Source organism: Pseudomonas sp. NBRC 111139, assembly GCF_001753955.1.
In the GTDB taxonomy this organism is placed as follows: Bacteria; Pseudomonadota; Gammaproteobacteria; order Pseudomonadales; family Pseudomonadaceae; genus Aquipseudomonas; species Aquipseudomonas alloputida.
In genome coordinates this window covers 28,086-40,739 of sequence record NZ_BCBP01000018.1, presented here as the reverse complement: position 1 = coordinate 40,739, position 12,654 = coordinate 28,086, and the positions used below count along the sequence as shown (strand labels likewise).

Annotated in this window: 12 protein-coding genes; 8 read left to right on the top strand and 4 right to left on the bottom strand. The window is 61.3% G+C overall.

Going from position 1 to position 12,654, the window contains the following annotated elements; translation table 11 throughout:
- Positions 1–9: 9 nt before the first annotated feature.
- From BJQ17_RS03805 to cysN, 3 genes are all read left to right on the top strand, one after another.
- Positions 10–768, top strand: a complete 759-nt coding sequence (locus BJQ17_RS03805; protein ID WP_070095545.1) for a Nif3-like dinuclear metal center hexameric protein — start codon at positions 10–12, stop codon at positions 766–768.
- 223 nt (positions 769–991) lie between these two features.
- Positions 992–1,909, top strand: a complete 918-nt coding sequence (gene cysD, locus BJQ17_RS03800) for a sulfate adenylyltransferase subunit CysD (RefSeq protein ID WP_003251799.1) — start codon at positions 992–994, stop codon at positions 1,907–1,909.
- A gap of 16 nt (positions 1,910–1,925) precedes the next feature.
- Complete coding sequence (gene cysN / locus BJQ17_RS03795) at positions 1,926–3,827, top strand: sulfate adenylyltransferase subunit CysN (RefSeq protein ID WP_003251801.1); 1,902 nt, start codon at positions 1,926–1,928, stop codon at positions 3,825–3,827.
- A gap of 85 nt (positions 3,828–3,912) precedes the next feature.
- Here cysN and BJQ17_RS03790 read toward each other — a convergent pair whose 3' ends face one another.
- The gene (locus tag BJQ17_RS03790) at positions 3,913–4,392 is read right to left on the bottom strand and encodes an Lrp/AsnC family transcriptional regulator (RefSeq protein WP_003251803.1); all 480 of its coding nucleotides are present in this window, start codon (positions 4,390–4,392) and stop codon (positions 3,913–3,915) included.
- Positions 4,393–4,519: 127 nt separating this feature from the next.
- Between BJQ17_RS03790 and BJQ17_RS03785 the strand changes: the two genes are divergently transcribed.
- Positions 4,520–5,716, top strand: a complete 1,197-nt coding sequence (locus tag BJQ17_RS03785) for a methionine gamma-lyase (RefSeq protein WP_070095544.1) — start codon at positions 4,520–4,522, stop codon at positions 5,714–5,716.
- 160 nt (positions 5,717–5,876) lie between these two features.
- On the opposite strand, the gene BJQ17_RS03780 is transcribed toward BJQ17_RS03785, so the two are convergent.
- Entirely contained in the window at positions 5,877–6,314 is a 438-nt protein-coding gene (locus tag BJQ17_RS03780; protein ID WP_003251807.1) for a YhcB family protein, read from the bottom strand.
- Positions 6,315–6,449: 135 nt separating this feature from the next.
- Here BJQ17_RS03780 and BJQ17_RS03775 point away from each other — a divergent pair, with 135 nt between their 5' ends.
- From BJQ17_RS03775 to zapE, 3 genes are all read left to right on the top strand, one after another.
- A complete protein-coding gene (locus BJQ17_RS03775; RefSeq protein WP_004575116.1) occupies positions 6,450–7,085 on the top strand; it encodes an alpha/beta hydrolase in 636 nt (211 codons plus the stop codon).
- Between the two features lie 25 nt (positions 7,086–7,110).
- Complete coding sequence (locus BJQ17_RS03770; RefSeq protein WP_004575117.1) at positions 7,111–8,454, top strand: tryptophan--tRNA ligase; 1,344 nt, start codon at positions 7,111–7,113, stop codon at positions 8,452–8,454.
- Positions 8,455–8,603: 149 nt separating this feature from the next.
- The gene (gene zapE, locus BJQ17_RS03765; protein WP_003251813.1) at positions 8,604–9,698 is read left to right on the top strand and encodes a cell division protein ZapE; all 1,095 of its coding nucleotides are present in this window, start codon (positions 8,604–8,606) and stop codon (positions 9,696–9,698) included.
- 106 nt (positions 9,699–9,804) lie between these two features.
- Here the strand turns inward: zapE and BJQ17_RS03760 are convergent, their stop codons facing one another.
- Complete coding sequence (locus BJQ17_RS03760; protein WP_173881439.1) at positions 9,805–10,725, bottom strand: GlxA family transcriptional regulator; 921 nt, start codon at positions 10,723–10,725, stop codon at positions 9,805–9,807.
- A 190-nt stretch (positions 10,726–10,915) separates the two neighbouring features.
- On the bottom strand, positions 10,916–11,956 hold the full coding sequence (locus BJQ17_RS03755) for an NADP(H)-dependent aldo-keto reductase (RefSeq protein ID WP_003251817.1): 1,041 nt from the start codon (positions 11,954–11,956) through the stop codon (positions 10,916–10,918).
- 258 nt (positions 11,957–12,214) lie between these two features.
- Here BJQ17_RS03755 and rplM point away from each other — a divergent pair, with 258 nt between their 5' ends.
- Positions 12,215–12,643, top strand: coding sequence for a 50S ribosomal protein L13 (gene rplM / locus BJQ17_RS03750; protein WP_003251819.1), 429 nt, complete (start codon positions 12,215–12,217; stop codon positions 12,641–12,643).
- Positions 12,644–12,654: the final 11 nt, after the last annotated feature.

Here is a 12,654-nt window from a genome sequence, read left to right as displayed (position 1 = left end):
GAGATTTTCATGGCCGTCGCTCTAACCACCCTGGTCGAGGAAGCCGAGCGTTACCTGGGCAGCGCGAAGATCCAGGATTATTGCCCAAATGGCCTGCAGGTCGAAGGCCGGCCGCAGGTCAGCCGTATTGTCAGTGGTGTTACCGCCAGCCAGGAATTGCTGGATGCCGCGGTCGAGGCCGAGGCCGATCTGGTGCTGGTGCACCATGGTTATTTCTGGAAGGGCGAGAACCCGTGCATCACAGGCATTCGCCAGCGTCGCCTGAAGACCCTGCTGAATAACGACATCAGCCTGTTGGCGTTCCACCTGCCCTTGGACGTGCACCCGGAAGTGGGCAACAACGTGCAGCTGGCGCGGCAACTGGAGATCACTGTCGAAGGGCCGCTTGATCCAGAAAACCCCAAGGTGGTCGGCTTGGTCGGTTCGCTGGCCGAATCCATGACTGCGCGCGATTTTGCCCGGAGGGTGCAAGAGGTGCTGGGGCGTGAGCCGTTGCTGGTCGAAGGCAACGAAGTGATCCGCCGGGTGGGCTGGTGCACCGGCGGCGGGCAGGGCTATATCGACACGGCGATTGCCGCCGGGGTCGACCTGTACCTGACTGGCGAGGCGTCCGAGCAGACCTACCACAGTGCTCGCGAGAATGGCGTCAGCTTCATTGCGGCCGGGCACCATGCCACTGAACGCTACGGGGTGCAGGCGTTGGGCGATTACCTGGCACGACGGTTTGCCGTGGAGCACTTGTTCATCGATTGCCCGAATCCCATCTGAAGGCGGTGTCGGCCTCTTCGCGGGTGAACCCGCTCTTACGCGCGGGTCTCGTAGGAGCGGGTTCACCTGCGAAGAGGCCGGTCCTGCCAGCCCAAACCCCCAGTCATATCGTTAGACTTTTTCGATCTAGCCAGCCTCCTAAATAGAAGCAGCCGCTGTGATAAAGTGGCTCGCTCGAACACGGCCCGCAGGCCGTCCATAAGATCGTTTTTCGTGAGTAGCCATGGTCGACAAACTGACGCACTTGAAACAGCTGGAGGCGGAGAGCATCCACATCATCCGCGAGGTGGCCGCCGAGTTCGACAACCCGGTGATGCTGTACTCGATCGGCAAGGACTCCGCCGTGATGCTGCACCTGGCGCGCAAGGCCTTCTTCCCGGGCAAGCTGCCGTTCCCGGTGATGCACGTCGACACCCAGTGGAAATTCCAGGAGATGTACAGCTTCCGCGACAAGATGGTCGAGGAAATGGGCCTGGAGCTGATCACCCACGTCAACCCTGAGGGTGTGGCGCAAGGCATCAACCCGTTCACCCATGGCAGTTCCAAGCACACCGACATCATGAAGACCCAGGGCCTGAAGCAGGCGCTGGACAAGCATGGTTTCGACGCTGCCTTCGGTGGTGCGCGCCGCGACGAAGAGAAGTCGCGGGCCAAGGAACGTGTGTACTCGTTCCGTGACAGCAAGCACCGCTGGGACCCGAAGAACCAGCGCCCCGAGCTGTGGAACGTGTACAACGGCAAGGTCAACAAGGGCGAGTCGATCCGCGTCTTCCCGCTGTCGAACTGGACCGAACTGGACATCTGGCAGTACATCTACCTTGAAGGCATCCCGATCGTGCCGCTGTACTTCGCCGCCGAGCGTGAAGTCATCGAGAAGAACGGCACCCTGATCATGATCGACGACGAGCGCATCCTCGAGCACCTCTCCGAGGAAGAGAAAGCCCGCATCGTCAAGAAGAAGGTGCGTTTCCGTACCCTCGGCTGCTACCCGCTGACGGGCGCTGTCGAGTCGGAAGCCGAGACGCTCACCGACATCATTCAGGAAATGCTCCTGACGCGCACTTCCGAGCGCCAGGGCCGGGTCATCGACCACGATGGCGCCGGTTCCATGGAAGACAAAAAACGTCAGGGCTACTTCTAATTTTCAGGGTTACTCCATGTCGCACCAATCCGATTTGATCAGCGAAGATATCCTCGCTTATCTGGCTCAGCACGAGCGTAAAGAACTGCTGCGTTTCCTCACCTGCGGCAACGTGGATGACGGCAAGAGCACCCTGATCGGGCGCCTGCTGCACGACTCCAAGATGATCTACGAGGACCACCTCGAGGCCATCACCCGTGATTCGAAGAAAGTCGGCACCACCGGCGAAGAAGTCGACCTGGCGCTGCTGGTAGATGGCCTGCAGGCCGAGCGCGAGCAGGGCATCACCATCGATGTCGCCTACCGCTACTTCTCCACCGCCAAGCGCAAGTTCATCATCGCCGACACCCCGGGCCATGAGCAGTACACCCGCAACATGGCCACCGGTGCGTCCACCTGCGACCTGGCGATCATCCTGGTCGATGCCCGCTACGGCGTGCAGACCCAGACCCGCCGCCACAGCTACATCGCGTCGTTGCTGGGTATCAAGCACATCGTGGTCGCGGTCAACAAGATGGACCTGAAGGGCTTCGATGAAGGCGTCTTCGAGTCGATCAAGGCCGACTACCTGAAGTTTGCCGAAGCCATCAACCTGACCCCGAGCAGCCTGCACTTCGTGCCGATGTCGGCGCTCAAGGGTGACAACGTGGTCAACCACAGCGAGCAATCGCCGTGGTACGCCGGCCCGACGCTGATGGAAATCCTCGAAACCGTCGAGGTTTCGGCCGACCGCAACTTCACCGACCTGCGTTTCCCGGTGCAGTACGTCAACCGTCCCAACCTGAACTTCCGCGGCTTCGCGGGCACCATCGCCAGTGGCGTGGTGCACAAAGGTGACGAGATTGTCGTGCTGCCGTCGGGCAAGAGCAGCCGGGTCAAGTCCATCGTCACCTACGAAGGTGAACTGGAAAACGCTGGCCCAGGCCAGGCCGTGACCCTGACCATGGAAGACGAGATCGACATCTCCCGTGGTGACCTGCTGGTACATGCCGACAACGTCCCGCCGGTCACCGACCAGTTCGACGCCATGCTGGTGTGGATGGCCGAGGAGCCGATGCTCCCGGGCAAGAAATACGACATCAAGCGTGCCACCAGCTACGTGCCAGGTTCGATTGCCAGCATCACCCACAAGGTCGATGTGAACACCCTGGAGCAGGGCGCTGCCAGCGCGCTGCAGCTGAACGAGATCGGCCGCGTCAAGGTAGCCCTGGACACCTCGATCGCCCTCGACGGTTACGACAGCAACCGCACCACCGGTGCGTTCATCGTCATCGACCGCCTGACCAACGGCACCGTTGGCGCCGGCATGATCATCGCCCCGCCCGTGTTGCCACACGGCAGCACCGGCCATCATGGCAAGCAGGCCCACGTGTCCACCGAAGAGCGCGCCCTTCGCTTCGGCCAGCAGCCAGCCACCGTGCTGTTCAGCGGCCTGTCGGGTGCTGGCAAGAGCACCTTGGCCTATGCCGTGGAGCGCAAGCTGTTCGACATGGGCCGTGCGGTGTACGTGCTCGATGGCCAGAACCTGCGTCACGACCTGAACAAGGGCCTGCCACAGGACCGCGCTGGTCGTACCGAGAACTGGCGCCGCGCCGCCCACGTGGCGCGCCAGTTCAACGAGGCCGGCATGCTCACCCTGGCTGCGTTTGTGGCCCCGGATGCCGAAGGCCGCGAACAGGCCAAGGCGCTGATCGGCAAGGAACGCCTGGTGACCGTTTACGTCCAGGCCTCGCCGCTGGTTTGCCGCGAGCGTGACCCGCAAGGCCTGTACGCTGCCGGTGGCGACAACATCCCGGGTGAGAGCTTCCCGTTCGATGTGCCATTGGATGCTGATCTTGTGATCGACACCCAGGCCACCAGCGTGGACGAGGGCGTGAAACAGGTGCTGGACGTGCTGCGTCAGCGTGGCGCGATCTAAGCGCTAGCCTGCAAGGAAAACCCCGCTTCGGCGGGGTTTTTTGTCTCGCGTTCAGGATCCTTCTCAATACTCGGAAAGATCCGTCTCAGATATGTTTCTCCGACACCGGTATCACCCGTCTTTCCTTCACCGCTTTGTACGAAAAGCTCGAATAGATCTCCTTCACCCCCGGCAACCGCTGCAGCACTTCCCGGGTAAATTCGCCAAACGACTCCAGGTCCCGTGCCAGGATCTCCAGCAGAAAGTCATAGCGGCCGGAGATGTTGTGGCAGGCGACGATCTCGGGGATTTCCATCAGGCGCTGTTCGAACGCCAGCGCCATGTCCTTGGTGTGCGAGTCCATCATGATGCTGACGAACGCGGTCACGCCAAACCCCAGCGACTTGGGCGAGAGGATGGCCTGGTAGCCGGTGATGTAGCCGTTTTCCTCCAGTAACTTGACCCGTCGCCAGCAGGGCGAGGTGGTCAGTGCCACCTGGTCGGCGAGTTCGGCAACGGTGAGACGGGCATTGTCCTGCAAGGCGGCGAGCAGGGCGCGGTCGGTGCGGTCGAGGCTTGAAGGCATTTTTTGCCCTCCTGGTCCGTTGATTATTGTTTTTGTTCCAGCAAGCACGTGTATGCGTAGGCTATTTTGGAAAAAATCGGGCAGCTCGGTGGCATAAGCTTATAGCAAACCACAAGAGGCTGTTGCCATGCGCGACTCCCACCACAACACCGGTTTTTCCACGCGGGCCATTCATCATGGCTATGACCCGCTTTCCCATGGTGGCGCCCTGGTGCCACCGGTGTACCAGACGGCTACCTATGCCTTTCCCACTGTCGAGTACGGTGCTGCCTGCTTCGCCGGGGAGGAGCCTGGGCATTTCTACAGCCGCATTTCCAACCCCACGCTGGCCTTGCTGGAGCAGCGCATGGCTTCGCTGGAGGGCGGTGAAGCGGGGTTGGCGTTGGCCTCGGGGATGGGCGCCATTACCTCAACCCTCTGGACCCTGCTAAGGCCTGGGGATGAGCTGATTGTCGGACGCACCTTGTATGGCTGTACCTTCGCTTTTCTGCACCACGGTATTGGTGAGTTCGGGGTGAAAGTTCGCCATGTCGATCTCAACGATGCCAAGGCCCTGAAAGCGGCGATCAGCAGCAAAACACGGATGATCTACTTCGAAACACCGGCCAACCCCAACATGCAGCTTGTGGATATTGCGGCGGTTGTGGAGGCAGTGCGGGGGTATGATGTGCATGTGGTGGTCGATAACACCTACTGTACGCCGTACCTGCAGCGGCCACTGGAGCTGGGGGCGGACCTGGTGGTGCACTCGGCAACCAAGTACCTCAGTGGGCATGGCGATATCACTGCCGGGTTGGTGGTGGGGTGCAAGGCGTTGGTAGACCGTATCCGCCTGGAAGGGCTGAAGGATATGACCGGCGCGGTGCTGTCACCGCATGACGCGGCGTTGCTGATGCGCGGTATCAAGACCCTGGCCCTGCGCATGGACCGGCATTGCGCCAATGCCCAGCAGGTGGCCGAGTTTCTCGCTCGGCAGCCGCAGGTGGAATTGATTCATTACCCGGGGCTACCGTCTTTTGCCCAGTACGCGTTGGCCCAGCGACAGATGCGTTTGCCTGGGGGGATGATTGCGTTTGAGCTCAAGGGTGGCATTGAGGCGGGGCGGCGCTTCATGAATGCGCTGCAGCTCTTTGCCCGGGCGGTGAGCCTGGGGGATGCCGAGTCGCTGGCGCAGCATCCGGCGAGCATGACGCATTCCAGCTATACGCCGCAGGAGCGGGCGCATCACGGGATATCGGAGGGGTTGGTGCGTCTGTCGGTGGGGCTGGAGGATGTGGAGGACCTGCTGGCAGATGTCGAACAGGCATTGCAGGCCTGCTGTTAGGTTGCCTGCACTGGCCCCTTCGCGGGCACGCCCGCACAGGTTCAGCGCACGCTCTGAAGCCCGCGCGGCCCCTGTAGGCGCGGGTTCACCCGCGAAGAGGCCGGCATAGGCAGCATCCACAAAAAAGGCCTCTTGCGAGGCCTTTTGCATGTTCAGCAGATCAACGCTTGAGCCCGTAGCTCTCATCCAGCATGCCCGGCGAGTTAGGCACTTTCGGCGCATAGTCGCGCGGCACCTCGGCGGTGTCTTTAGGTGGGGTCAGGCGGTCACGCGGGCCTTGCGGTGCATCGGAGTGCAGCGCAGCCAGCAGGCGTTGGCGGGTGACGTCATCGAGGGCCAGGCTGTTGGCGCCTTCAGCCAGGTGATCCTGTACGTCCTGATAGCTCTGGGTCAGTTTCTTGACCAGCATGGCGGTGCTGTTGAAGTGGGTGACCACTTCGTTCTGGTAGCTGTCGAAGCGCTTCTGGATGTCATCCAGTTGACGCTGGGTGTTGCTCGGGGCCGCATTGGGCAGCAGGCGGGCAACAATGAAACCGACTGCCACACCGATGACCAGGGCCAGGGTTGGCAACAACCAAACAAGGAGCGAGAGTTCCACGAGTCCTTCCTCTATAAACGGCTTTGCTTTACGTTAACGGCTCAGACCTGCGCTGTATACCGCGAGCGATCGCAAATCAGAACAGAATTTCACACCTAGACGAATCGACCCTTCTCGAGGTCACGGAGTAGTGCCTTGCTTGTCCGCGAAACCCCCTTGTTCATCGATGGCCCCAGCGGCCAGCTGGAAGCGTTGTACCTGGACGTGGCGCAAGCCCGTGGCGCGGTGCTGATCTGCCACCCTAACCCGGTCCAGGGCGGCACCATGCTCAACAAGGTGGTCTCGACCCTGCAGCGCACTGCACGTGATGCCGGTTATGTGACCCTGCGTTTCAACTACCGTGGCGTCGGCCAGAGCGCCGGCAGCCACGACATGGGCGCTGGCGAAGTGGCCGATGCCGAGGCCGCTGCAGCATGGCTGCGTGCCAGGCACCCCGGGCTACCGCTGGTGCTGATGGGCTTTTCGTTCGGTGGTTTCGTTGCCACCAGCCTGGCCGGGCGCCTTGAAACGGCAGGCGTCGAGTTGCAGCACCTGTTCATGATCGCCCCGGCGGTCATGCGCCTGACCGCCGAATTCCCGCTGCCGCAGCGCTGTCCGCTCACCGTGGTGCAGCCGGACGCCGATGAAGTCGTCGCGCCGCAGCTGGTTTACGAATGGTCCGACAGCCTGTCGCGTCCCCATGAGCTGCTGAAAGTGGCAGAATGCGGACACTTCTTCCATGGCAAGCTGACCGATCTGAAGGATCTGCTGCTGCCGCGCCTTTCGAACTGAGCCAAGCCTGAATAAGCGAACACCCATGACCACGCGCATTCTTACCGGTATCACCACCACCGGCACTCCGCACCTGGGCAACTACGCCGGCGCCATCCGCCCGGCGATCCGTGCCAGCCAGCAGCCCGGTGTCGACTCGTTCTACTTCCTGGCCGACTACCACGCCCTGATCAAGTGCGACGACCCGCTGCGCATCCAGCGCTCGCGCCTGGAAATCGCCGCCACCTGGCTGGCCGGTGGCCTGGACCCGGACAAGGTGACCTTCTATCGCCAGTCCGACATCCCGGAAATCCCCGAGCTGACCTGGCTGCTGACCTGCGTTGCTGCCAAAGGCCTGCTGAACCGTGCGCATGCCTACAAGGCCTCGGTGGACAAGAACGTCGAGAACGGCGAAGACCCGGACGCCGGCGTGACCATGGGCCTGTTCAGCTACCCGGTGCTGATGGCTGCCGATATCCTGATGTTCAACGCCAACAAGGTGCCGGTCGGTCGTGACCAGATCCAGCACGTGGAAATGGCCCGCGATATCGGTCAGCGCTTCAACCATCTGTTCGGTCAAGGCAAGGACTTCTTCGCCTTGCCGGAGGCTGTGATCGAAGAAAGCGTGGCGACCCTGCCGGGCCTGGACGGGCGCAAGATGTCCAAGAGCTATGACAACACCATCCCGTTGTTCACCAGCGCCAAGGACATGAAAGACGCCATCTCGCGCATCGTCACCGATTCGCGCGCGCCGGGTGAGGCGAAAGACCCGGACAACGCGCACCTGTTCACCCTGTACCAGGCCTTCTCGACGCCTGAGCAGTGCGCCGGTTTCCGCGAAGAGCTGCTGCAGGGCCTGGGCTGGGGCGATGCCAAACAGCGCCTGTTCCAGCTGCTGGACGGCCAACTGGCCGAGAAGCGCGAGTACTATCACCAGCTGATCGCCCGGCCGGCGGACCTGGAAGACATCCTGCTGGCCGGCGCTGCCAAGGCCCGCAAGATCGCCACGCCGTTCCTCGAGCAGCTGCGCGAGGCCGTTGGCCTGCGTTCGTTCCGCAGCAGCGTGCAGGCCAGCACCGAGGTGAAGAAGAAGGCTGCCAAGAGCGCACGCTTCGTCAGCTTCCGTGACGAAGACGGCAGCTTCCGTTTCCGCCTGCTGGCCGCCGACGGTGAGCAACTGCTGCTGTCGCGCAGCTTCGCCGACGGCAAGAGTGCGGGCGCCGTGAGCAAGCAGTTGCAGCAGGGTGGCGAGGCCGATGTCCGCATCGAAGGCCTGAGCTTCGGCCTGTGGCTCAATGGCGAGCAGGTTGCCGACGGGCCGCAGTTCGACAGCGCCGAAGCCCGTGATGCTGCCATCGAAGGTCTGCGTGTAGCGCTTCAGCCATTGTAGGAGCGAGTTTACTCGCGAACACCGGCAAGGCCGGTGCCATCCAGCGCATAAGCTATGCTGGATGAGGCATATTGACGCAAGTCTGATTGCCATTAAGCGGGCCTGTCGCTACAGTGACGGCCCGTTTTTTGTTGCCTCGCTAACGAATCATGACTCCCTTAGAACGCTATCAAGCAGATCTGAAACGTCCCGACTTCTTCCATGACGCGGCGCAGGAAACTGCGGTGCGTCACCTCCAGCGCCTGTACGACGACCTGGTGCACGCGCAGAACAACAAGCCGGGCGTGTTCGGCAAGCTGTTCGGCAAGAAGGAGCAGACCCCGGTCAAGGGCCTGTACTTCTGGGGTGGGGTGGGGCGAGGCAAGACCTACCTGGTTGATACCTTCTACGAAGCGCTGCCGTTCAAGCAGAAGATGCGTACGCACTTCCACCGCTTCATGAAGCGTGTGCACGAGGAGATGAAAACCCTCAAGGGCGAGAAGAACCCGCTGACCCTCATTGCCAAGCGCTTCAGCGAAGAAGCCAAGGTGATCTGCTTCGACGAATTCTTCGTGTCGGACATTACCGACGCCATGATCCTCGGCACCTTGATGGAAGAGCTGTTCAAGAATGGCGTGTCGCTGGTGGCCACCTCCAACATCGTGCCGGACGGCCTCTACAAGGACGGCCTGCAGCGTGCACGCTTCCTGCCGGCTATCGCCATGATCAAGCAGTACACCGACGTGGTGAACGTCGATAGCGGGGTCGACTACCGTCTGCGTCACCTGGAGCAGGCTGAACTGTTCCACTTCCCACTCGATGACGCGGCGCACCAGAGCATGCGCGCCAGCTTCAAGGCGCTCACCCCTGAGTGCACCCAGGCGATCGAAAACGACGTGCTGATGATCGAGAACCGCCCGATCAATGCCCTGCGTACTTGCGACGACGTCGCCTGGTTTGACTTCCGCGCCCTGTGCGACGGGCCGCGTAGCCAGAACGACTACATTGAGCTGGGCAAGATCTTCCACGCCGTATTGCTGAGCAACGTGGAGCAGATGGGCGTCACCACCGACGACATCGCCCGTCGTTTCATCAACATGGTGGACGAGTTCTACGATCGCAACGTCAAGCTGATCATCTCGGCCGAGGTGGAGTTGAAGGACCTGTATACCGGTGGGCGTCTGAGCTTCGAGTTCCAGCGTACCCTGAGCCGGTTGCTGGAGATGCAATCGCACGAATTCCTGGCGCGCGCACACAAGCCCTGACGGCAGCGGCAAGCGTCAGGCGACAAGGAAAGTTCAGGGCAATGCGCGATCCGCTCTGGTTTTTCCTTGTCGCTTCAAGCTCGAAACCTGCCGCTCTGGAAGCCTTTCAGGCTTCCTGCATGAACTGCTGCCGATACTGGTTCGGCGACAACTCGGTGTGTTGGCGGAACAGCCGCGCAAAGAAACTGGCATCGTCATACCCCACCTCGTAACTGATGGTCTTGATGCTCTTGCGCGTACTCGACAACAACCCCTTGGCTGTCTCGATGCGTAACCGTTGCAGGTAATGCAGCGGCTTGTCACCCGTTGCGCCCTGGAAGCGACGCATGAAGTTGCGGATGCTCATGCCGTGGTTGCGGGCCACATCCTCGAAGCGGAACTTGTCGGCGAAGTGTTCCTCCAGCCAGTGCTGGATCTGCAGGATGATCAGGTCCTGGTGCAGTTTCTGCCCGCCAAAGCCCATGCGCCCCGGGGTGTAGTTGCGTTGCACTTCGTAGAGGATATCGCGGGACACTGCACGGGCCACGTTGGCACCGCAGAAGCGTTCGATCAGGTAGATGTACAGGTCGCAGGCTGAGGTTGCACCGCCGGCGCAATAGATATTGTCGGCATCGGTCAGGTGCTTGTCCTGGTTCAGGCGAATCTTCGGGAAGCGTTCGGCAAAGCTGTTGAAGAAGCGCCAGTAGGTGGTCGCTTCCTTGCCATCGAGCAGGCCGGATTCGGCCAGCCAGAACACACCACTGGCCTCGGCGCACAGCACCGCGCCACGCGCGTGCTGTTCACGCAGCCACGGCAGCACCTGTGGGTAACGCTGCAGCAAGTTGTCGAAATCATCCCAGTAGGCCGGGAGGATGATCACATCGGCATCGTCCAGGCCGCCGTCAACCGGTAACTGCACATTGCTGAAGCTGTCCACGGGCTGGCTGTCGGGGCTCACCAGGCGGATGTCGAACATGGGCTGCAAGCCCAGGCCCAGCTGCTTGCTATAGCGCAGGCTGGCGAGGTGGAAGAAGTCCTTGGCCTGCATCAAGGTCGAAGCGAACACCTTGTCAATGGCCAGGATGCTGACGCGCCGCAGCGACGCTGAGGGTTGGGTAAACATCATTGTCATTGTTCTTATAGGGTAGAGTGGTCAATCACCGGCTGGATCGTCTTATTTTTTGGCGATTGTGTCTACCCCATGTAACAGCGGCGCGAAGCGGGGCGCAGTGTTTGGCTCAAGGCGCCGGGTTGGGCTGCTCCTGATGAATGGCTTCGATCGCTGTCAGCAGATCGGCGCTCAGGTTCAGTTCAAGGCTGGCCAGGTTGCTGTCCAGCTGCTGCAGGCTGGTGGCACCTATGATGTTGCTGGTCACGAACGGCTGTCGGGTGACGAACGCCAGGGCCATTTGCGCCGGGTCCAGGCCGTGCTCGCGGGCCAGCTGCACGTAGCGGCTGCAGGCCGCCACGGTCTGTGGGTTGGAGTAACGGGCAAAGCGGCTGAACAGGGTCAGGCGTGCATTGTCCGGCCGTGCGCCGTTCTCGTACTTGCCCGAGAGCATGCCGAAGGCAAGCGGCGAATAGGCCAGCAGGCCACACTGCTCGCGTATGGCCACTTCTGCCAGGCCCACCTCGAAGCTGCGGTTGAGCAGGTTGTACGGGTTCTGAATCGATACCGCCCGTGGCCAGCCCCGGCTCTCGGCCAGCTGCAGGAACTTCATGGTGCCCCACGGCGTTTCGTTGGACAGGCCGATGTGGCGGATCTTGCCCGCACGCACCTGCTCGTCGAGCACTTCGAGGGTTTCTTCCAGTGGGGTGAAGTGATCCTGCGGCAGGTGCTGGTAGCCCAGCTTGCCGAAGAAGTTGGTGCTGCGCTCTGGCCAGTGCAACTGGTACAGGTCGATGCGGTCGGTCTGCAGGCGCTTGAGGCTTTCGTCCAGTGCCGCGACGATGTGCTGACGGTTGTGCTTGAGCTGCCCGTCGCGGATATGGCTGATGCCGTTGCCCGGGCCTGCAACCTTGCTGGCCAGGATCCACGCGTCGCGGTCGCCATGGTCACGGAACCAGTTGCCGATGATGCGCTCGGTGGCAGCGTAGGTCTCCGGGCGGGGAGGGACCGGGTACATCTCGGCGGTGTCGATGAAGTTGACCCCGGCGGCCTTGGCCCGGGCAATCTGTTCGTAGGCCTCGGCCTGGATGTTCTGCTCGCCCCAGGTCATGGTGCCCAGGCACAGGGCGCTGACGTTGAGGTCGGTACGGCCAAGCTGGCGGTATTCCATCGGTTAGTCACTCCTTGGCAATAGAAGCCAATCAAAGCAGGTTGAAATTTTTCGCGCAATCTGGATAATTCAGCCCCTCTCCGCGTGGCGGAAGTGATGCACCATCACGCAGGAAGAACCCCGTCGAACATTGGCGTGCCCGACCCGAGCCCCCAAAAGCGTCTGTGTTCGGCTGCGCGCTTGCCCTTGGCAAGCTGTGCACTATCCAGTAAGATTCGCCGTCTATTTTTCGCTGGGCGGCCTCTGAGGCTTTAGAGAATGAAAACTTTTACTGCTAAACCGGAAACAGTAAAGCGCGAGTGGTTCGTAGTCGACGCCGCTGGCCAGACCCTGGGTCGTCTGGCTACCGAAATCGCTACCCGTCTGCGTGGCAAACACAAACCAGAATACACCCCTCACGTTGACACCGGCGACTACATCGTCGTTATCAACGCCGAGCAGGTTCGTGTGACTGGTGCCAAGTCTTCCGACAAAATGTACTACTCCCACTCCGGTTTCCCAGGCGGTATCAAGGAAATCAACTTCGAGAAGTTGATCGCCAAGGCCCCTGAGCGTGTTATCGAAACTGCGGTCAAAGGCATGCTGCCTAAGAACCCGCTGGGTCGCGACATGTACCGCAAGCTGAAAGTGTACGCGGGTGCTGCTCACCCACACACTGCTCAGCAGCCTCAAGAACTGAAGATCTAACGGGATAGTTC

Excerpts from the sequence above, each read along its gene's own strand:
- BJQ17_RS03805 (WP_070095545.1), top strand. The coding sequence starts at position 10 with ATGGCCGTCGCTCTAACCACCCTGGTCGAGGAAGCCGAGCGTTACCTG.
- cysD (WP_003251799.1), top strand. The coding sequence starts at position 992 with ATGGTCGACAAACTGACGCACTTGAAACAGCTGGAGGCGGAGAGCATC.
- cysN (WP_003251801.1), top strand. The coding sequence starts at position 1,926 with ATGTCGCACCAATCCGATTTGATCAGCGAAGATATCCTCGCTTATCTG.
- BJQ17_RS03790 (WP_003251803.1), bottom strand. The coding sequence starts at position 4,392 with ATGCCTTCAAGCCTCGACCGCACCGACCGCGCCCTGCTCGCCGCCTTG.
- BJQ17_RS03785 (WP_070095544.1), top strand. The coding sequence starts at position 4,520 with ATGCGCGACTCCCACCACAACACCGGTTTTTCCACGCGGGCCATTCAT.
- BJQ17_RS03770 (WP_004575117.1), top strand. The coding sequence starts at position 7,111 with ATGACCACGCGCATTCTTACCGGTATCACCACCACCGGCACTCCGCAC.
- zapE (WP_003251813.1), top strand. The coding sequence starts at position 8,604 with ATGACTCCCTTAGAACGCTATCAAGCAGATCTGAAACGTCCCGACTTC.
- BJQ17_RS03760 (WP_173881439.1), bottom strand. The coding sequence starts at position 10,725 with ATGCAGGCCAAGGACTTCTTCCACCTCGCCAGCCTGCGCTATAGCAAG.
- BJQ17_RS03755 (WP_003251817.1), bottom strand. The coding sequence starts at position 11,956 with ATGGAATACCGCCAGCTTGGCCGTACCGACCTCAACGTCAGCGCCCTG.
- rplM (WP_003251819.1), top strand. The coding sequence starts at position 12,215 with ATGAAAACTTTTACTGCTAAACCGGAAACAGTAAAGCGCGAGTGGTTC.